The sequence below is a fragment of the Pseudomonas sp. E1BtOHC1 genome, from assembly GCF_058744285.1.
The window spans coordinates 4993669-5014092 of record NZ_CP196023.1 but is presented as its reverse complement, the minus strand read 5'-3'; the positions used below and the strand labels follow the sequence as shown (position 1 = coordinate 5014092).

The window sequence follows — 20424 nt, the reverse complement described above, 5'->3', positions numbered from 1 at the left end:
GAGGGGAGCGTCCGCGCTGGACGTCTCCCGGACTACCAGTGGTCAACCAATTGCTTGACCTGCGACGCATCGTGGCAGCGCAGCAGCGCCTGACGAAAGCGTGGATTGGAAAACAGCCGGGCAGTGTCCGCCAGCAGTTCCAGGTGTTGCTGATCGGCGGGGGCGGGCACCAGCAGCACGAGGATATCGCTCACCGGCTGCTGGTCGGGGGCGGCAAAGGCCATGGCGGTCTGCGGCCGCAGGTACAACGCATGGATGCTATCGAGCTCGGCGAGCCGCGCATGGGGCACGGCCACACCGTCGCCGATGGCGGTGCTGGCGGCCAGTTCCCGGCGCCACAGACTGGCCGTGACCCCAGCGCCGGGCAGCTGTCGGGTCTCTTGCAGATGCTGGCCAACCTGTTCGAACAGGCACTGTTTGTTCGACACATGGACGTCGAGGAGGATGTCCTCGACCTGCAGATAGCGGGCAAGCTTGCTCATGGGCTTCTCCGGGCGTTTCAGGCTTGGCTCAAGGAGAATTGAAGCGCATTTGCCTGGCCGGGTCAGTGGCGGCCGGGCAGTCTTTACGAACTCTTTAGATCGCCGGCCCCCACCCCACATTCGCTCAGGGTGCCCTCGATAAAGTCGTTCTGGGCCACCTCAGGCATGGCCGGCAGCCGTTCGAACAACCCCTCGTCGCAGCCGCGCTGTATTTCGGCATGGTCCACTTCGACCACGTCCCAGCCGACACTCCCGGTCTCGACCATGGCCTTGATCATGCCGATTTCGCCGTTGTACTCGCCGGCCCGAACGCTAATCGAGTGTTGCTGCTCGAAGGGGGTGTAGAACGCCTGCTGCTGGGCTTGCTTGTTCAGCCCGCCGACGGAAACCACGGTCAGCGTATCGGCCTGGACGGCGCTGCAAAGCAGCGCCAGGGTCAGGCTGGCAAGAGCAGTTTTAAGCATGGCTGGTCTTCCTTCTTGTTGTTGTTTTAAAGATCGCGAGGGCCATCCTAGCCAGCACGGCTGCAGCTCATGAGGAATAAAAGGCGCGCTCAACGGGAGTTTTTTTCTCACGGCGTTGCACAGACGTCGCCCCGGTGCCAGCAGGCTGGGTAAGATCCAGAGACTGGCGCAACCCTGTACCGGGCACTGTGCCCGGACCATCGTCGCAGTGCGCCCGGGAGCCCAGACATGAACAACTTCACGGACTATCGCCTGCCTTCCCTGGATGCTCTGCTGGCCTTCCAGGCGGCCGCGCAGTTGCAGAGTTTCGAGCGCGCGGCCGATGCCCTGGCACTCACCGGGAGCGCCTTGCGCAAGCGTGTTGCAGGCCTGGAGCAACTGCTGGGCGTATCGTTGTTCGAGCGCCTGGGCGGCAGTGTGGTGCTGACCGTACAGGGGCAGGTCTACCTGGAGCAGGTCAGCCCGATCCTCGCGCAGTTGCTGGCAATCCCCGGGCATCAGCGTCCGGTGCAGCGCCAGCAGCACCTGACGGTCAGTTGCCCGCCGACCTTCGCCCGTCAGGTCCTCATCCCGCGCCTGCAGGAGCACAGCCTGGCCTACCCGGACGTCGACCTGCAGATCCAGCTCAGTGCGCCCATGGGCAGTGTCGATGGTGGAGCCTGCGACGTGCTGATCAGTGGCGACAGCGCCGAGGTCGCGCCTTGTCAGCGGCTGCTCGACGAACAACTGCTGCCCATGGCCGCACCGGCCTTGCTGGCGCATTTCCCGGGCCTGGATCCGGTGCGGGATTTCGCCCGCTTGCCCTTGTTGCGTTCACCTCTGGAGCCCTGGCGGCCCTGGTTCATGCAAGCCGGCCTGGAACTCGTCGAACCGGGGCAGGGCCCGGCGCTGCTGGACCTGGGAATGATGCTTGAGGCGGCGGCCAAGGCTCAGGGCGTGGTTCTGGCGCGGCCCTCACTGGCACAGGCGTGGCTGGCCGATGGGCAGCTGGTGGCGATTGGCGAGGTGCGCAGCGAGCCCTCATTTCACTATCAACTGCGGGTTCGGCAGGCATCGCCGGCGGCGGAAGCCTTCAGCACCTGGTTGACCCGGGTCTGTCATGAAACCGTGCTTGAGGCGCAGGCACGCTTGAAGCATTCGCTGTAGGAAAGTTACGCCCGATAAGCGCGAAATCTTTTCCCGGTCACGCCTCGGGCAGGCCGTTAATCTCGCGCTGAACCTCAATCGGGAGCGGGCCAATGCCCATCATCACCTGTATCGAAGACTTGCGTGTAATGGCCCAGCGGCGGGTGCCGCGAATGTTCTATGACTATGTCGATGGCGGCTCCTGGACCGAGAGCACCTACCAGGCCAACCAGGCCGACTTCAGCGCGATCAAGCTGCGCCAGCGGGTGGCGCGCAACGTCGAGCAGCGCTCGCTCAGCGCTCGGCGAATGGGCATCGACATGGCCATGCCGCTGGCCATCGCGCCCACTGGCCTGGCAGGAATGATCCACGCCGACGGCGAGATTCTTGCCGCCCGCGCCGCCACCGCCGCCGGCATTCGCTACACCTTGTCGACGGTGAGCATTTGCTCCCTGGAGGACATCGCCCAGGCCATTGCCGCGCCGTTCTGGTTCCAGCTCTACGTCATGCGCGACCGCGGTTTCGTCGCCAGCCTGATTGACCGGGCCAAGGCCGCCGGTTGTGATGCCCTGGTCCTGACCCTTGATCTGCAGTTGAGCGGCCAGCGCCACAAAGACCTGAAAAACGGCCTGAGCATTCCACCGCGACTGACCTCCTCCAGTCTCTTGAATATCCTCGGCAAGCCGCGCTGGATCAAGGGGATGCTGAGTACCCGTCGGCACCATTTCGGCAACATCATGGGGCATGTCAAAGGCGTGGATGACAGGCGCCAGCTGGCTGAGTGGACTTACCAGCAGTTCGACCCGCGCCTGAGCTGGGACGACATTCAATGGATCAAGAAGCGCTGGGGCGGCAGGTTGATCCTCAAGGGCATTCTGGATGTCGAGGATGCGCGCCTGGCGGCGGACAGCGGCGCCGATGCCCTGATCGTCAGCAACCACGGCGGCCGGCAGCTGGACGGTGCGCCTTCCAGCATCAGCATGCTGCCGGCGATCGTCGAGGCCGTCGGCGAGCGGATCGAAGTCTGGCTCGACAGCGGTATCCGCAGCGGTCAGGACGTGATCAAGTCCCTGGCGCTGGGCGCCCAGGGGGTCATGCTCGGGCGTGCACATCTGTATGGCCTGGGGGCGATGGGTGAGGCTGGAGTGGCCAAGGCCCTGGAGATCATCGCCAGAGAAATGGACCTGACCCTGGCCCTGTGTGGGCACACCGATGTGCAGCATCTGGATCACGACATCCTGTTGCCGGGTAGCTACCCTCTGCCCTAGGCAGTGCGGCTCGCAGCCTGGGATGCAGCCGCCTGCTGCCAACCTCTCAAAGGGCCTCCAGAAAAGCCTTCAGCGCCTTCAGTTCGCTCCGGTCCAGCTCCAATACCTTGAATTGCGCTGAGGTCACGGGAAACAGCGGGTCTTGCAACTGTCCACCCTTGGGGACGGGTATGGGCATGCCGGCGTTGTAGAACAACAGCACCTGATCGAGGCTGCTGGCCAGCCCATTGTGAAACCAGGGGCCGGTATGGCTCACCAGTCGCAGTGAAGGTGTGCGAAAGCGCCCGATATCTTGCACCAGCCCGGTGACCTCATAACGCCCGAGGTCTTCGCGACGACGCCCATAGAAGGTCAGGCCTGCATTGTGGAAACGGTCGTCCTGCATCCCTGGACCGAAGTGGCAGTTCATGCAGCGCGCCTTGGTGCGAAACAGGTGCAGCCCCTGCAATTGCTGGTCGTTGAGGGCCTTCGTCTGCCCTCGCAGAAAGCGCTCGAAGGGGGTGCGTTGTGCAACCTGCAGCAGGCTGCGCTGATAAGTCGCCAATGCCGCCGCCACTTGCTCGGCCCCCAGCGCCTGTCCGGGAAATACCTTGGCGAACTGCGCCGGATAGTCCGTGCTGTCACGCAGCCGGGCCACCAGCTCCGCGACGCTGAAGGCCATCTCCTTCGGGTCGACGACCGGCATCAGGGCCTGCATCTCCAGACTGTCGGCGCGCCCGTCCCAGAACAGATGCCCGGCCAGGCCGCTGGCCACCAGGCTCGGCGCATTGCGCCGGCCCGCTGCACGGTCATGCCCGAATGAAACCCGGCGCCCATCGGCGAACCTCAGGTCCGGCTCATGGCAGGAGGCGCAGGCGATCTGCCCCGAACGCGACAGGCGCGGGTCGAAGAACAGCTGGCGGCCAAGGTCGGCCTTCTGCTGTGTGTAAGGGTTGTACTCCGGGGACGGCGCCCGCTCGGGCAAGGGGCCCAGCTCTTGCCAGGCCACCCCGGCATCCACCTGCGGCGCCGGCCACTGCGCGGAGGGCCGGCTGTACATTTCGCGCAGGCAAGCCGGTTCGCTTAGTGCGCAGGCACGCACCTGTTCCAGCCCGACCATCAACAACATGCCGAGCATGACCACAAGACTCTTCAGGGACCGGCGCATTTCAGAACGCGTACCCGACTTCGAGCCAGTACTGGCGGCCCACCTCATAGGTCGAGACCGAGTTGCTGTTGACCGTCTGGTTGGCATTGACCGACTTCTTGTCGAGCACGTTGAACACGTCGACATTGACGAACACTGTCTGGTCCTTGGCGGTGGGAATGCGCCAGCCCAGGCGCGTGTCCCAGGTCAGCGCTGCCTGGAATTTCTGTTCTTCCCAGACATCCACCGAGGTCCCCATGTAGTCCACATTGCGTCCCGTGTCGCCAATGCGCTTGTAGCCGGCGCGGTAGCGCCAGAAGTTGCTCCACTGCAGATTGGCTTGGGGGATCTGGGTAATGGTGGTCAGGCGGGCCGTCCAGGGCCGGTTGAAGTTGCTGGCCGGGCGGTCGTCATAATTGATGAAGCTGCCCTGGTACTGGATGACGTTGTTCTGGTAGTACAGGTTTTCGGCAGCGACGTAGGTCGGCGCGGAGGCCTTGCTGTCGGTCCAGTTGAGCGCCAGCTGCCCGCCGGTCTGGGTGCCCAGCAGTGTCCAGCGCTGCAACGGCGTCACCGTCAGGGTGTAGGTGTCGGTCTCGCTCTTGCCGTCGTTGGTGTAGGTGGTGTAGTTGCTCGCCAGCGTCGGGTCCGTGGAGGGCTCGCCCAAGGTCTTTCCGGACACCTGCACCACCTGGTCGCGGCCCTTGCGATTGACATACTTGAGGGCATATTCGACCCCGGCCCATTGCTGCACCACGCCCAGCATCAGCTCATCGTCGTAGGGAATGTCCAGCTGATTGAAACGCACCTGGTTGGCGGCGTTGGACTTGACCACCCAGGGTTTGTCCAGGCTGTCGCGGGTTTCGTTGAAGCGCAGGCGGTTGCGTCCGTCTTGCAGCTGCCAGCTGCTGACACTGCGCCCGTAGTAACGGTTGACGCCGGCATTGAGCAAGGTGGTGCGGTCACCGAACAGGTCATATTCGAGGGAGAAGCGCGGCGCCCAGGTGGTCTTGTCCATGTAGTCGTCGCTGTCCACGCGCACGCCCGGGCGCAAGGTCAGTTGGCCGATGGTGATCTCGTCCTGCAACCAGCTGCCCCAGGAGGTGGTGGTGAAGTCGAATTCGCCGGTGGCGTAGCGGGTACGGCTCTTCATGTACTGGCCCGCCCAGCCGTTCAGGGTCCGGCCCATGTTGCAGGCGACGCTGTCGGTAACCCCGGCGCTGTTGGTGCAGGTTGTGGTCGCCGCGGGGGCAACATAGGTGCTGCTGTCGGTCAGGCGCTCGTAGCGCACGTACTGGCGGGAGAATTCCAGGCCGGTTTGCGGACGGTGAGTCATGCCCAGCCAGTCGACGCTGCGCCAGTCGGCATTGAGCTTGTACTGCCAGGTACGTTGCTGCTGCTCGATATCCCCCCAACCGCCTTCAAGGGTATTGGCGGTGGGCTTGTTGCCGATGCCCCAGTCCTTGGTGGTCGACTTGCGCCAGGTCCAGTAGTCGGCCGAATCCGACTGGCGGCTCTGTTCCTGGCCGCTCCACGCCAGGTTCTGTTCGATGCGCGCCAGGTCGCCATCCCATATTGTGCGCAGGTTCAACTGGGTGCCGCCGGCCTTGTTGTCATAACCCGAGTTGGCCACGTTGGCACGCAAGTAATGACTCTCCTCTGGGGCATGGGTCACGCTGGTCTCGACAGTGAGCTGATCGCTGGCTTTCCATACCGACTTGAGGAAGTAGTTGTCGATGCGCCGCTTCTGCTTCTCCTCGTGAAAGCCCATTTCCTCGACGTTGTTGTAGGAGTAGAAACCCAGCGGGATGGTCGAGCGCTTCTGGCTGAAGCTGCCGAGCAGGCCGAAATTGTCGGTCAGGTGGCCCTGCAGCGTGCCGCGAACGGTGACCTTGTCGAACTTGGGCTGCTCGTCGGGAGAGCCGGAGTTCTGCATGCGCAGCTCTTCGCTTTCGTCGATGTGATATTTAGTCCAGGCGGAACGGGTGGTCTGCACCGAGAACTTGCCGTGCAGTGCCTGGGTTGGCGCACGGGTTTGCGCATCGATGACGCCGCCGTTGAAGCCGCCATAGGCCGCTGGCACGTTGCTGTCCAGGACCGTGATGTTCTCCAGCAGGTCGCTGTCCAGTGCCAGGCCCTGGCTGCGCCCCGGTACCGCGTCCAGAAGTTGTACCCGGTCTTCGGCCGGATCGATGTCATTGTTCATGTTGATGCCATCGATCAGGAAGGCATTCTGGTAGAACTGCGCCCCGTTGATGCTGATGTTGGCCGGGCCGATTTCCCCAGGGGTCTTGCTGCTGAGCTGGGCATCGTCGAACTGCACGTTGGGATGGCTGCGCAGCAAGCTGGTGATGTCGCCATTGCCCGCCGGCATGGCTTCGATCGTCGCGCGGTCGATACGAGTCTCCCCCTGAGGCAGCACCCACTCGCCAGGGACCTTGGTATTGCCCAGGCGGACCGGATCGGTACGCGGGCGAGTCGCCCGTTGCACCATCAGCGCATCGTCACCGACGTAAATCCACTCCAACTGGCTGCCCTTGAGCAGTTTTGCCAGCGCCTGCTCGGCGCTCAGCTCGCCCTGTACCGCCGGAGCGTTCAGGTTGAGCAGCAGTTGGCTTTCGACGCTGATCTGCAGACCGGTCTGCTGTGCCAGCGCCATCAGCGCCGTGCTTAACGGCTGGCGCGCGATGTCGATGCTATGCCGTGTGCGCAGGTCACTGGCCAAGGCCGGCAAGGACACCGCCAGCCCTACTGACAGCCACAATAGCCGCGCACTGCGCCGGCAACCCTGAAGACCCTGTGGGGGGAAAATGGACATGCTCTGGTGGACTCCCCGATAGTGCGAATAATACGCACATGCTAATGAGAATAATTATGATTAACTCAGCGGGGCAATAAACGAACGGCAATCGAGAACTTCCAGAAAATTGTGAAATTTATTGTTTTACCGGTACTTGCGGCTCTTCGCGGATCAGGGTGAGGTACGGCCCCCATTGACTGAGGCGCCCGCCCAGTGGGGCGATCGCCAGCTGCAGCGCGCTGACTGGCGAGCGCAGGTTCAGCGAAGCGGTGATACGCCGCTCGCCCAGCGCAGGGTCCGCCAATAGCAGTACACCGGGGTAATAGTCCTGCAGCGCATCAATCACCTCGGAGAGCGGCCGGTCATTGACCAGCAATTGCCACTGGCGCCAGGAGGCAACCTGGCCAGGCAACAGCCGACCGCGTTGCGGCGGGCCCTGGTCCAGGCCGAGGCGAAGGCTATCGCCCGGGCCCAGGGCCGGCACCGCGAGTTCGCCGCGTCCATCGCGAACCTGGACTGCGCCCCTCTGCACCGCCACCACCACGGCGTTGCGGCTGAGATCCACGTCGAACGCGGTCCCTACGACCCTGACCTTGATGTCCGCGGCCTGTACCGTGAACGGGCGCGCGGCATCGTGGCTGACCTCGAAGAACGCCTGTCCCCGGAGTAGGGTGACCGCCCGCGTACCGGGTTCGAAGTCCACTCCAATAGCGCTGTCGCTGCCCAGTTCGATACGGCTGCCGTCACTCAAGAGCAGCTGTCGATGCTCGCCGGTTGGGCTGGTATAGGCGGTCGGAGGCCTAGGTCCGAGCAACAACAGCACACAGGCCGCCAATGCAAACGCCTTCAGTGCCCGACCCGGCCAGTTGCGCCGGGCCTGGATCGGGGTTGGCAAAGGCTGGGGCGCGGGTGGCTCCAGCGGCTCCAGGCCGCCAGTGAGCAACCAGATTTTCTCGGCCTTGCACCAGGCCCGGGCATGGCGCTCATCAGCGGCCAGCCAGCGCGCATGGGCCTGTTGCAGTAAGGCGTCATCCGGCGCGGCGTGGCATTGCAGTAGCCAATCCATCGCCGCCTGCCACACCGGGTCGTCCTTCAGTGAACCGGATACAGGTTGAGGCAAGGGGGTATCAGTCATCGGCCAGGTGCTCCGCACAGTGGGTCAGTGCGTCACGCACCAGCTGGTGCGCCAAGCTGGTGGAGATCTTCAGCTCAACGGCAATTTCCTGGAAGGTCATGTGTTGCAGACGATGCATGTGAAAGGCCCGCCGTGTGCGCTCCGGCAGCAATTTCAGGGCATCCTGCAGCAGGCGCAACTGGTCGCAGTGCAACGCCTGATGTTCCGGTGACGGCGTACTCGAAGGCAGTTCGTTCAGCAGATCGGCGCCATCGGGATGACGGTTTTCCAGGGTCGAGCGCCGCAGTAGGTCAAAGGACAGGTTGCGCACGATACGGTACAGGTAGCCCACCGGGTTGCTCGGCTGGGCGGCACTATCAGCCTGGCCGCAGAAGCGCAGCCAGGCCTCCTGGACCACTTCTTCGGCTTGCGCCCGGCAACCGACAATGGGCGCCGAATAGTCGACCAGCGCGGTGCGATGGGAAAGGTAGAGCTCGAGTTTATCGCTGAGATAAGACACGGCGGCGATCATTCAAGGCGGGATCAGGCCAGGGGGGCGGAATTCTATTCTTAATCACAAATGATTATCAAATACATTTGGGTAAGCCCTGATAAGTATCTCCCGGGCAAGTCTTGCGCTGGGATGGCCTTGCTTGAGGGCATTTTCTGCAGTTGGCTCAGTTGCTCATGGGGCAGGCGGACCGCGGCTTGCCACATTTTGCGCCGCTGATTGTCGTAGCCGTAGCGACTGGAGAGGTTGCCCAGGGCGTCGTTGTTGTTCTTGCAGCAGGCGCAGGCCTTGCCAGAGGAAGGTCGTGTCTTGGGTCTGGCCGCTTTGCGTGACGGCATTTAGCAATGCGTCGCCCGAGGGCGTCGTAGTGGTAACGGGCTTCGCTGTGCAGGGTTGCGCCGTGCCAGGTCTGGGCATGGATCAAGCGGTTTTCGCAGTCGTAGGTAAAGCGTTGCGTTGCGCCGTTGGTGCAGCTTTTTTCGCTGAGGTTGCCCCAGTCGTCGTAGGTAAAACGCAGGTCTTTGAAGGCGACCAGGCGGTTGTTCTGGATGCGATCGAATTGCCAACTGCCGCTGCCGCAAAGGTTGCCGGCCGGGTCGTAGGAAAAGTCTTCGGTGTGCAGTTGCGGGTGGTTCGGCTGGCGGCTGCGCAGTTGGCCGCTGGCGTCGTAGTGGAAGTCGGTGATACCGCGCTGTTTGTCGACGATCCGTTGCACTTCACCGCCGTCGCTGTAGTGATAGCGGCGGTGCAGGGTGGTGGCGGGATGTTGTGGGAGGCCGAGCAGGCTGTCGGTTTTTTCCTGCAGTTGGCTTAGTTGCTCGTGGGGCAGGCGGATCGCGGCTTGCCACATTTCACCTAGTGTGCGTCTGAAACAACCCCTTCAGGGGATTGGCTATTAACCATGGCTACTTTACGAACCATAAACGCCTATATCTAAAGCGTGGCCGATTTGAAAAGGGCTATCCGTGAATTTATCGAAGCTCATAACGAGCACTCAGCCAAGCCCTTTAAATGGAACAACACGGCTGAGAGCATCATCAGTTCGGTACATAAAGCAAAGCTGAGTGCGATCAAAAATAAGTTAATTGATTAACCGCTCAGGCTATTAGTCCTATTAATCGCACTAAAATATCTAAACCATTAATATCTGCTGATTTAATTTAGCTTTGTGCTCTGCAACCAATCCTTGATCCACGAGTTTTTCATTAGCTCAGGTGATACATTTTCTAGAGCTCGAGAAAACTCACTTATCACGCTGATCAACAAATGCTTTAGATGAACTATAGGGATGTTCTCGATCATTGGGTTCGGCTGCCAACTTGTTTGGCTTGTGCAGACTGCTACGTAATTTTCCTTCGAAGGACTGAAAGATATAAGTCGCTCAACCCCCTGCTCATACAGATCAATTTCAAATGCAAGACTCGAATTTATTGCCCGAACAGCATCGGGCATTTGCTCGAGAAAAACTGACAAATCTGTTCCTATGTCAACAGGCCATTTTTCTTGGCCGAAACCAGAAATACTAAAATATCCAGATAGTTCCAGCTTTTTACAGGCGTCCATTAAAATGGACCTCACATCATCATCTTCAACGTTATATCTACGGAATGGGGAAGTTTTTTTTAGCTTGTCAAAAAACTTCAGCTCTATATTGAAATTCGACATTATTACTCCAAGACAGGATAGGAAGTTCTGATCTCATTTCCTCTAGGGACGACAAGGGCATGCTTAGCTTGAGTAATACTGCCATCTGGCTTTATGACTTGCCCTAATCCCTCAGGGATAGGAATTTTCGTTGGCTTAGTAACATTGACATTGCTGAGTAACTCTGCAGCCTGCTCATTATTAAGCCATTGCCCTTGATTGTTATTTGTTCCACGAGCTCTATCCATTAATCGTTTTGTGTTTTTTGCTCCTGCGCCATGTTCGTTAAAGGTGTGACCGTATTTTTTAACGCTCTTCCAATTAGATGTAGATTTGGAAGCACATAAACCCCACGGATCAACCCACCCCAACGCATTCGGCGCATACCGATACAGGTTTTCCCCACCCGCCAACCCAATCGGGTCCTGCGTGGTAAACCGTCCCACCGTCGGATCGTAGTACCTGAAGGTGTTGTAGTACAGCCCGCTTTCCCGGTCGTGGTACTGCCCCTGAAAGCGCAGATTCTGTTCCACCGCATTCGGTGATAACGCTTCCAATCCGCCCCAGGCTTTGTAGTACGCGCGCCACACCACATGCCCTTGGGCGTCGGTCATTTCCTGCGGTGTGCCGATCTGGTCGGTATGGAAGTAGTAGGCCTGGCCGGGGTGTTCGGGCAGCTTGGGATCTGTGTCGATGCGCGCCAGGGGCGCGTAGCTGTCCGGCTCGTAGACGTAGGTGCTGTGGCGCTGTGGTTGTTGTTCTTGCAGCAGGCGCAGGCCTTGCCAGAGGAACGTCGTGTCTTGGGTTTGGCCGCTTTGCGTGACGGCTTTAGCGATGCGTCGCCCGAGGGCGTCGTAGTGGTAACGCGCTTCGCTGTGCAGGGTCGCGCCGTGCCAGGTCTGGGCATGGATCAGGCGGTTTTCGCAGTCGTAGGTAAAGCGTTGCGTTGCGCCGTTGGTGCAGCTTTTTTCGCTGAGGTTGCCCCAGTCGTCGTAGGTAAAACGCAGGTCTTTGAAGGCGACCAGGCGGTTGTTCTGGATGCGATCGAATTGCCAACTGCCGCTGCCGCAAAGGTTGCCGGCCGGGTCGTAGGAAAAGTCTTCGGTGTGCAGTTGCGGGTGGTTCGGCTGGCGGCTGCGCAGTTGGCCGCTGGCGTCGTAGTGGAAGTCGGTGATACCGCGCTGTTTGTCGACGATTCTTTGTACTTCACCGCCGTCGCTGTAGTGATAGCGGCGGTGCAGGGCGGTGGCGGGATGTTGTGGGAGGCCGAGCAGGCTGTCGGTTTTTTCCTGCAGTTGGCTTAGTTGCTCGTGGGGCAGGCGGATCGCGGCTTGCCACATTTTGCGCCCCTGGCTGTCGTAGCCGTAGCGACTGGTGAGTGTGCCTTGGGTACGCAGGGTTTCGCGGTGCAGGGCGTCGCGCTCGAAGTCGCTGATCAGGTGGCCATCGAGGTTGATCTGGTGCAGGTGGCCGCTGCCGTAATAGAGCTGGTTGAGCTGGCGAGCGTCGGGCAAGGTCAGCCCGGTGAGGTTGCCCAGGGCGTCGTAGTGGTAGGCAAGATTGCCGGTGCTGCTGCTTTCGCTCAGCAGTTGGTCGGCGGCGTCATAGCTGAAGGCCAGGCGGTCGGAGCGGATGCCCAGGGCGTCTCCCACCTTGCTTGGCAGGCGTTCGACGGCGATCAGACGGTCCGCGTCGTCGTAGTGATAATCCAGGCGAGCATCGCTCGTGACCCGGCTGAGCAGACGCCCCGCGGCGTCGTGTTCGAATTGTTGCTGACGAGTGACCTGGACCAGGGTCGGGCTGGTGGCGATTTCTTCCAACTGGCTCAGCTGGCCGTTGAGGCTATAGCTGAAGCGGCGGCGCAGGCCATCGATGCGCACTTCTTCATGCAGGCGATCGCTGGCGTCGTAGCTGAAGCGGTAGGCGGCCTTGTTTTCATTCAGCAGAGCGATCAGGCGCTGGGCTTTGTCGTATTGATAGTGAACCTGCTGGCCACGGGCGTCCTTGCGTTGGCTGGGCAGGCCCCGGGGCGTGCGCGCCAGGCTGGTGGTGTGGCCATCGGCATTGGTGTGGCTGAGCAACTGGCCAAGGGCGTTGTAACGGTACTGGTCATGGCTACCGCCTGGATGGTCGACGCGCAGCACTTCGCCATCGGCTTTGCGGGTCAGACGCGTGGTGCACTTCAGGGCATCGGTGATGCTCGCCAGGTGCAGGTGGCTGTCGTAGCCATAGCGCGTCAGTTGACCGGAACAGTCCTGGTATTGCTCGATCTGCCCCAGTTCGTTCCACCATAGTCGGGTGTTGTTGCCCAGCGGGTCGATGCGGGTGTGGGGCAGGCCGGCGTCAGTGTTGAAGAACTGGGTCACCTGACCCAAAGGGTCGGTGCTGTCGAGCAGGTTACCGTGACGGTCATAGCTCCAGCGCTGGCAACTGCCATCGGCACGCTCGATGGTGGTGATCAGGTCCGTGTCCAGGTGATAGCTGTAACGGATCGAGCGGCCCAGGGGATCGGTTTCTTCCTCCAGTCGCGAGAGCTTGTCGTAGGTAAAACTCAAGGTGCTGCCGTCGGGCAACTCCAGGCCGGTCATGTTGCCGGACTCATCAAGCTGGAAACGGTACTGCTCGCCACCAAAGTCACGGCTGGCGATAACTCGCCGACCTTCGTTGTAATCGATCCGTGCAGTACGACCGAGCACGTCTTTGATATGAGTCTGACGCTGTGCCAGGTCATAGCTGAACAGGTAGCGCTCACCGTCACTGGTCCAGTGCTCGGTGACCCTGGGCTGACCGTCGTTCAGGGTCGCCCAGCGGTAGTGACAGCGCAGGCCCAGGGCGTTTTCGTGGGCGACCATCAGGCCCTGGTCGTAGGCAAAACCTCGCACCCGTTCGCCGTTGCGGTTGATGACTTGGCGCAGTTGGCCGTTGGCGTCGTATTGGTAATGCACCAGGGTTTCGACAGGCTGGTTATCGACGACCCGTTCGACTCGGCTCAGGCGTCGTTCGTGCTGCTCGTAACATAGGTGCAGACGAATGCCGCCCGTGGCGCACAAGTCGCTCAGACGCTGCTGACCGTCATAGCTGAAATTGAGAAAGTGACCGAGGGCGTTTTCGATACGCCGCAGGGGAGATGGCTGACCGTCGTCGGCCAGCTCACCGAAATAGAAGAAGCTGTTGTCCAGGCTTTGCAGCAGATAGTGCCCACCTTCGGAGCGCACCACGAACAGTTGTTCGTCCGTCAGGTAGGCGCGCTCGCCGGGCTCCAGTTGCGGCAAGGGCAGATCACGCCCCTGGTTGTCGCGCAGGTACAGTTGCTGGTCTTCCAGGCGCAGGTTTTGCTCCCAGGGCAGCACCCAGCCGCGCCCGAGCAAGCCTTCGTGGGTAAGGTCACTGGCATAGAAGCGCGCCCAGGTGATGGGCATCAGTCCTGGCAGGCTGAAGTCGGTTTCGCTCTCTTCAAGAAGCAGTTTGCGCCCGCTGATGGCGTCCACCGGATTGCCGAACAGGGCACCGGCCACGCGGCCAATAGCCGGACCAATGACGAAGCGTCCTGCCAGTTCACCCGCGACAAACCCGGCAGCAAATTTCAATGCACAAGGGGCGACGGCCTTCAGGCCAATTTTACCGGCCGTCAACGCCAGTTTCAGTAGGCCGCCGGCGGCGCCGGCCACGGCCATGAGGATATCGACGGTGGTGCGCAGCCACTGCGGAATCTCGTCTTCGATCTCCAGGTACTGCTCTTTTTCGGCGCCGATAAAAACGCTGTCCGAGCCGCTGTCGATGACGCTGCCGCAGGTCAGCTTGTCGCCCTTGCGCGCCGCCGGCAGGCCGTTGATAAACACCTTGGCCGAGCCCTCCGCCACCATCGGAGGAGCCGGATGCTTGGTGCAGATACCCAGGCTATCCTGCACTTGTGCGGCATTCAGGCCATTGATGAATACGTCCGGCGAACCGCTGCTGATGCCCCCGGCGGGGGCCTTGGACATTCGCCCAATGGCTTCGCCCGCGGAGGTCAGTGCCATACCTCCCACACCCGCAAGCACCCCGGCCAGCAAGGCAGTGCCAAATCCGCAGGTGGCGACGGTGAGTATGGCCACGGCCGCAATCAAGGCGATCCCCAGCGCCGCCCCCACCAGAAACCCCACCAGCGCGTTGCTGTGGGCCAGTTCGTCGTTTAACCGTGCCGCTTCAAACATGCTTGGCCTCCCAGGCCTCTCGTTCCTTGAGTGCGCAGGCGCCTTATGGCTTGGACGGGGATGGAGGATGGGCCTCAAAGCTCGCCAGGACGTCTGTCCACAGCTGATTCAATGAGTCGTCAAAGGGCTGCTGGCTAGTGGCCGAAAACACCAGCACGCGCTGCGGCGAGACGATGAAACCGGCCTGCCGCTGGTACACCGGACGCCCGTCGCTCTGGTAATGGGCGTCGACTTGCAGGCCCGGTACCGGCGACTGCGTCGAAAGCCAGACCTCTTGCAGGTCCTGACGTTTGTATTTGCGCAACTTGGCGGCAATCAGGCCGACCTGGCGCTCGACATACTCCGCCAGGCTTTCCCCGGGCAGCGTGAGGTCCCGGGACAGGGTCAGGCTGAAGGGCGCGGGCAGGGCGACGCCTGGGACGAACATGTTGACGCTGCGATCTTGAAATCCGCTGGGCAGCGTGAGTTTTCCTTCCTGGATCAGGTAGTCCATGGGTGCTTGCTCTTGGGAAATGAAGGTCAGGCGGTGGGTGCCGGTGGTGGAGAGAAGGCAGCCTCGACTTCGGCATCGATGTTGCCTTTGACGCCATCCGTTTCGGGGGCGGTGGTTGCGGCGCCGCCGGGCATATTGATGTCGAGCTGACCGCCGGTATTGATCTGCGCGTCGCCGGTCACCGAGAAGTTGAACTTCGAGCCATAAAGGTTGATCTCCCCACTGGCTTTCATTTCAAAAACGCTCTGGCCGCAGACCAGGCGTATTTTTTCCCCGGCTTCGATCAAGTACTGGGTGCCGATGCTGTCCTTCTTGGTGGCGCCGACTTGCAGGGTGTCGTCGACCTTGACCGTTCTCAGGCTGTTCTGGCCGACGGTGATGGTTTCGTCCTGGCCGACCGAGTGCACACGGTTGACGCCGACCCAATGGCTTTCATTGTTCTTGACGGTGCAGTCCTGATCGCGCTGGGCATGGATGTAGATTTGCTCCTGGCCGGCGCGGTCCTCGATGCGCAACTCGTTGGACCCCTTGCCCCCCAGGCTGCTGCGGGTTTTGAACACGCTGCGGGTCTTGTTCGCCGGCAGCGGGTAGGGCACCGGCGTGTGCTGGTTCGGTACGCAACCGGTCACCAGCGGCTGCTCGGGATCGCCGCCGATAAAGCTGACCAGCACCTCCATGCCGATCCGCGGGATGATCACGTGACCAAAACCCTCGCCCGCCCAACTGGTGGCCACGCGCACCCAGCAGCTGGAGAATTCGTTGCGTTGGCCTTCGCGGTCCCAATGAAACTGAATTTTTATGCGCGAAAAATCGTCACACCAGATTTCCTCACCGGCAGGACCGGTCACCAGCGCGGTCTGGCTGCTCAGTCGAGGCTTGGGGGCCGGCTCTTGCGGCCGAAAGAATATCTCGCTGGGGATGGCGCTGAAGTGGTTGCGGTAACCCTGGGTAAAGCCGCCGTGGCGGTCGTCGCTGGTGACCGACTCTTCCAGTACCTGCGGCTGACGCCCCTCGTGTTCAACGCTGACCAGCAGCCACATCTGGTTGTACTCGCTGCGCGGATGCGCGGTCAGGGTCACCAGATGGCCGCAGCGAAAGCTCGCTAGATCGCCCTGACCCTTGGCCAGTTGGTAGTCGGCACGGTGGCCTTCAAGGGCGATCTGGCTCAGATGCTTGCCCACTGCGCCGGTGTTGTAGCGGCCCGGGTAGCGATAGTCCTCCAGGATCGGCGCTGCCTCGCTCTGTGCGGAACTGTGCAGGGTGCTGGGCACCGGATCGAGCTTGGCGCCGTTGGACGCGCCGCGTGGATCGGGCTTTTTCAGGTCGTAGTCGCGGCGCACCACCTGGCTGGTGCGGGTGCTGAAGCGCACCGCGAAATGACTGACCACCGGGTCTTCGGCAGCCAGGCCGCTGCCTTGTTGATAGCGCGCATGGGCCAGGATCGGGTAGTCGGTCTGATTGTCGGAGAACACCAGCAGGTGCTGGTCGGGCCTGTGTTCGTGGTGCCAGTGAATGCCGTCTTCGAAGCACAGACGTTGTAGAAACTGGAAATCCGTCTCGCCGTATTGCACACAATACACCCGGGGCAGCGACGGCTTGGGGGCAATGTTGAAGCGGTATTGGTCGGCGAGGATGCCGTGTTCCTTGAACACCTTGGCAATGATCTGCGGCACCGTCAGGTTCTGGTAGACCCGTTGGTTGTGGCGGTGCTGCAACTGGTAAAGGTGCGGGCGCAGGATCAGGTGATAGTGGGTCATGCGCTTGCCGCTGTCGCCGATTTCGATGTCGTCGATCAGGCCGTGGATGCCTTCACCCTTGAGGCCGAACTGCAAGAACGCCGGTTGGTTGAGCAGGCTTTCCAGATCGATGTTGGGGTTGTCCGAAACCAGCTCGATATGGATCGCATACAGCTCGCTGATGGCTTCGCGGCCCTTGAAGGCCAGCACCTTGAAGTCGTGGCGAACAGAAGGGATGGACAGCACGAAATGCGCAGTGTCGGCCGGCGCGAACATAGGCTCATCCTTAAGCTTGAGAGAGGCCAGACCCGTGCCGTACCTGGCCCGGGTGCAAAGTGGCGCTCAACCTAGCAAAGGGTGCGCAAACGCTAATATGAGACGAGTCTGGAAAGTCAGTTGAATTTTCCGCACCTGGCTTGGCTTTCCGCAGCAAGCAGCGAGGTTATGACTGACCCACTCAGGTCATGACCCCGCTCAAGCTCACTGGCTGCATCAGTCGAAGCGGGCACCGATGACTAGCCGGTTAAACCCTGGCGGCATACATGGCGCTTCCTGGCCCTAACGATTGAACCACTTGCCTTTCAACCAATTGGTCCTGGCCAGCTCCACCACCTCGTCACCACGCCCGCTCATCACGGCCTTGAGCATGTACAGGCTGAAGCCCTTGGCCTGTTCCAGCTTGATTGCCGGCGGCATGGCCAGTTCCTGGGTGGCGGTGATGACGTCCACCAGCACCGGGCCGTCGTGAGCCAGGGCGGTGCGCAGGGCGCCTTCGAGCTCTTCGGAGTTCTCCACGCGCAGGCCGAGGATGCCCATGGCGTTGGCCATGGCGGCAAAGTCCGGGTTGTGCAGGTCGGTGCCGATGTCCAGGTACCCGGCGGATTTCATCTCCATGGCCACAAAGCCCAGGGAGGCGTTGTCGTAGACCACGATCTTCACCGGCAGCTTGAGTTGGGCCAGGGAAATGAAATCCCCCATCAGCATGCTGAAACCGCCGTCGCCGGACAGCGAGATCACTTGGCGCCGAGGGAAGGCGGCCTGGGCGCCCATGGCCTGGGGCATGGCGTTGGCCATGGAGCCGTGGTTGAAGGAGCCCAGCAGGCGGCGTTTGCCGTTCATCTTCAAGTAGCGTGCGGCCCACACCGTGGGGGTGCCGACATCGGCGGTGAAGATGGCATCGTCGTCGGCCAGTTCGCTGAGCAGGCGGGTGAGGTATTGCGGGTGGATCGGTCGCCCGGGCGCTGAAGGCTGGGCCAGGTCGTCCAGGCCCTGGCGTGCCTTGGCGTAGTGCTGCAGCGATTCTTCGAGGAAGCCGCGATCGCCCTGGTAGGGGAGGCGCGGCAGCAGGGCGGCGAGGGTTTCGCCGACGTCGGCGGCGATGCCCAGGTCCAGGCTGACGCGTCGGCCCAGGGCCTGGGGGTTGCGGTCGATCTGTATCACGCAGGCGTCGCTGGGGTAGAACTGGCGATAGGGAAAGTCGGTGCCGAGCATCACCAGGGTGTCGCAGTTGAGCATGGCGTGGTAGCCGGAGCTGAAGCCGATCAGGCCGGTCATGCCGACGTCGAAGGGGTTGTCCCATTCCAGGTGTTCCTTGCCGCGCAAGGCATGCACCACCGGGGCGCCGAGGGCATCGGCCAGAGCCACCACCTGATCATGGGCGCCGGCGCAGCCACTGCCGCAGAGCAGAGTCACGGCCTTGCTCTGGCTCAGCAGCTCCACCAGTCGGTCCAGGTCCTGGGGGGCGGGCAGGGTGCGCGGCGGGTGCAGCGTCGGCCAGGGCTTGCTGGTGGCGGGCACCTGTTGCAGGGCCACGTCACCGGGAATCACCACCACCGCCACGCCGCGATTGAGGATCGCGCTGCGCATGGCCCGGTGCAGCACCTGCGGCATCTGCGCCGGGTTGCTCAGCAGTTCCACGAAGTGGCTGCACTCCTTGAACAGCTCCTGAGGGTGGGTTTCCTGAAAGTAGTCGAGGCCGATCTCCGAGGAGGGGATCTGCGCGGCGATGGCCAGCACCGGTACATGGTTGCGATGGCAGTCGAACAGGCCATTGATCAAGTGCAGGTTGCCCGGCCCGCAACTGCCGGCGCATACCGCCAGCTTGCCGGTGGCAGCGGCTTCGGCACCGGCCGCGAAGGCCGCCACTTCCTCGTGGCGCACGTGCATCCACTCAATGGTCTGCATGCTGTGCAGGGCGTCGGTGAGGCCGTTGAGGCTGTCGCCGGTCAGTCCCCAGATGCGCTTGACCCCGGCCTGCTCGAGGGTGTTCGCCAGTTGTCGGGCAATGCTGATGTTCGCCATGGAATGCTCCTGCTGTCCGATCAAGAAGTGGTCGCGATCAAGAGAGGACAGCAGGCAAGGGCGGATGATTCCGCAAGACTGTGGTGTCAGCCCAAACGTGCCGGGCGGCACGAGGCAAGCTCGGCACAGCATTGGCCCAGCAGCAGCTCCTGGCTGATCAGGCGGCCGATGGTGGGCGCCAGGGTCACTCCGGCATGCATCACCGCCAGATACAGGCCCTGGTACTGCTCGCTCGAGCCAATGATCGGCAACTGGTCACGGGGCATCGGGCGCTGACCAACTTCAACGCTGCGCAGGGCTATCTCTTCGGCGCCACGGAACAAACGGCGGATTGTGGCCATGGCTTGCTGCGCGATGGCTTCGGGTCCTTGAGGGCCGCTGTCGTCGATGTAGTCTTCCGCCGCCAGCAGGCTGCCGTCCGCCGCTTCGCGAATCTCCAGCAGGTTGTTGGAAACCAGGGTCTTGACCAGGCCGGGCGGGGCATCGAAGCGGATCAGGATCGACGGCGAGGCCTGCACTGGCAGCTCGATTCCCAGGGGCGCCAACAGCTCAGGGGTGGCGCAGCCCGCTGCCAGGACGACGTGGTCGGCAAGGCAAGGCCCGGCCGCAGTGGTGATGCCGAGCACGCGCCGGCCCTCTACCAGCAACCCCTGTACCGGCGTCTGGGTGAGCACCCGGGCGCCATGGGCGCGGGCCCCTTCGAGCAGGGCCAGGGTGGTGGCTACCGGGTCGAGACTGCCTTCGCCGGGGGCGTACCGGGCTCGCTCCGGCAGCACTTGCAGATTGGGTTCAAGCGCCCCGATCCGGGCACGGTCGATCCAGTGGGCGGACGACATCGGCTCTTGGTCATTAGTGTCTGTCGAGTCCTGGCCGGCCTCGGCATAGGACAGTGCTCCCGTCCATTGAATCGGCAACCGGGGCAGCTCCTGCTGCAGGCGCCGGTAGTCCGCCAGCGCCAGGGAGCGCAGCGGCCGAGCGGCTGCCGGGAACTCGCCGTGGGGGTTGATCCAGGCAAAGGAATGGCGGGTGACCCCGGAACCTGGACTGGCTTGCTCGATCACCGTGACCTGCGCGCCCTGTCGGGCCAGGTGGTAAGCGATGGATGCACCGACAATGCCGGCACCGACCACAATCACATTTGAAGGCTTCACGCTGACCTCGTCTGCT

Annotated in this window: 15 protein-coding genes and 1 pseudogene; 3 read left to right on the top strand and 13 right to left on the bottom strand. The window is 62.0% G+C overall.

Features of this window, described 5'->3' with window-relative positions:
- Window positions 1-32 precede the first annotated feature (32 nt).
- Complete coding sequence (locus ACSSVC_RS22515; RefSeq protein WP_346635359.1) at window positions 33-482, bottom strand: PTS sugar transporter subunit IIA; 450 nt, start codon at window positions 480-482, stop codon at window positions 33-35.
- A gap of 83 nt (window positions 483-565) precedes the next feature.
- On the bottom strand, window positions 566-946 hold the full coding sequence (locus ACSSVC_RS22510; RefSeq protein ID WP_446439635.1) for a type 2 periplasmic-binding domain-containing protein: 381 nt from the start codon (window positions 944-946) through the stop codon (window positions 566-568).
- 228 nt (window positions 947-1174) lie between these two features.
- Between ACSSVC_RS22510 and ACSSVC_RS22505 the strand changes: the two genes are divergently transcribed.
- Window positions 1175-2092: a LysR substrate-binding domain-containing protein gene (locus ACSSVC_RS22505; RefSeq protein WP_346635361.1), complete on the top strand. Its 918-nt coding sequence runs from the start codon at window positions 1175-1177 to the stop codon at window positions 2090-2092.
- A gap of 92 nt (window positions 2093-2184) precedes the next feature.
- Window positions 2185-3339, top strand: a complete 1155-nt coding sequence (locus ACSSVC_RS22500; protein WP_346635362.1) for an alpha-hydroxy acid oxidase — start codon at window positions 2185-2187, stop codon at window positions 3337-3339.
- Between the two features lie 46 nt (window positions 3340-3385).
- Here the strand turns inward: ACSSVC_RS22500 and ACSSVC_RS22495 are convergent, their stop codons facing one another.
- From ACSSVC_RS22495 to ACSSVC_RS22475, 5 genes are all read right to left on the bottom strand, one after another.
- Window positions 3386-4486, bottom strand: coding sequence for a cytochrome-c peroxidase (locus ACSSVC_RS22495; RefSeq protein ID WP_404937184.1), 1101 nt, complete (start codon window positions 4484-4486; stop codon window positions 3386-3388).
- 1 nt (window position 4487) lies between these two features.
- Complete coding sequence (locus ACSSVC_RS22490) at window positions 4488-7283, bottom strand: secretin and TonB N-terminal domain-containing protein (protein WP_492611403.1); 2796 nt, start codon at window positions 7281-7283, stop codon at window positions 4488-4490.
- A 118-nt stretch (window positions 7284-7401) separates the two neighbouring features.
- On the bottom strand, window positions 7402-8400 hold the full coding sequence (locus tag ACSSVC_RS22485) for a FecR family protein (protein WP_492611402.1): 999 nt from the start codon (window positions 8398-8400) through the stop codon (window positions 7402-7404).
- A complete protein-coding gene (locus ACSSVC_RS22480; protein WP_492611401.1) occupies window positions 8393-8911 on the bottom strand; it encodes a sigma-70 family RNA polymerase sigma factor in 519 nt (172 codons plus the stop codon). The genes ACSSVC_RS22485 and ACSSVC_RS22480 overlap by 8 nt, the downstream gene beginning before the upstream one ends.
- 145 nt (window positions 8912-9056) lie before the next feature.
- A complete protein-coding gene (locus tag ACSSVC_RS22475; RefSeq protein ID WP_492611400.1) occupies window positions 9057-9740 on the bottom strand; it encodes a hypothetical protein in 684 nt (227 codons plus the stop codon).
- An 87-nt stretch (window positions 9741-9827) separates the two neighbouring features.
- Here ACSSVC_RS22475 and ACSSVC_RS22470 point away from each other — a divergent pair.
- Window positions 9828-9983 (top strand): annotated as a pseudogene (locus ACSSVC_RS22470) (IS630 family transposase); the annotation flags it as partial.
- A 62-nt stretch (window positions 9984-10045) separates the two neighbouring features.
- Here the strand turns inward: ACSSVC_RS22470 and ACSSVC_RS22465 are convergent.
- The 6 genes from ACSSVC_RS22465 to ACSSVC_RS22440 form a co-directional block, all read right to left on the bottom strand.
- On the bottom strand, window positions 10046-10555 hold the full coding sequence (locus ACSSVC_RS22465; protein WP_404937182.1) for a hypothetical protein: 510 nt from the start codon (window positions 10553-10555) through the stop codon (window positions 10046-10048).
- Window positions 10556-10557: 2 nt separating this feature from the next.
- On the bottom strand, window positions 10558-14727 hold the full coding sequence (locus tag ACSSVC_RS22460; protein ID WP_492611399.1) for an RHS repeat-associated core domain-containing protein: 4170 nt from the start codon (window positions 14725-14727) through the stop codon (window positions 10558-10560).
- A gap of 43 nt (window positions 14728-14770) precedes the next feature.
- Window positions 14771-15220, bottom strand: coding sequence for a DcrB-related protein (locus ACSSVC_RS22455; RefSeq protein WP_446439628.1), 450 nt, complete (start codon window positions 15218-15220; stop codon window positions 14771-14773).
- A gap of 26 nt (window positions 15221-15246) precedes the next feature.
- Window positions 15247-17232 carry a type VI secretion system Vgr family protein gene (locus ACSSVC_RS22450; RefSeq protein ID WP_492611398.1) on the bottom strand — a complete coding sequence of 662 codons (1986 nt, stop codon included), beginning with the start codon at window positions 17230-17232 and terminating at the stop codon, window positions 15247-15249.
- Between the two features lie 282 nt (window positions 17233-17514).
- Complete coding sequence (gene poxB / locus ACSSVC_RS22445; protein ID WP_346636207.1) at window positions 17515-19257, bottom strand: ubiquinone-dependent pyruvate dehydrogenase; 1743 nt, start codon at window positions 19255-19257, stop codon at window positions 17515-17517.
- Between the two features lie 86 nt (window positions 19258-19343).
- Window positions 19344-20408 (bottom strand): NAD(P)/FAD-dependent oxidoreductase, encoded by a 1065-nt coding sequence (locus ACSSVC_RS22440; protein ID WP_492611397.1) that lies wholly within the window; start codon window positions 20406-20408, stop codon window positions 19344-19346.
- Between the last annotated feature and the right edge of the window lie 16 nt (window positions 20409-20424).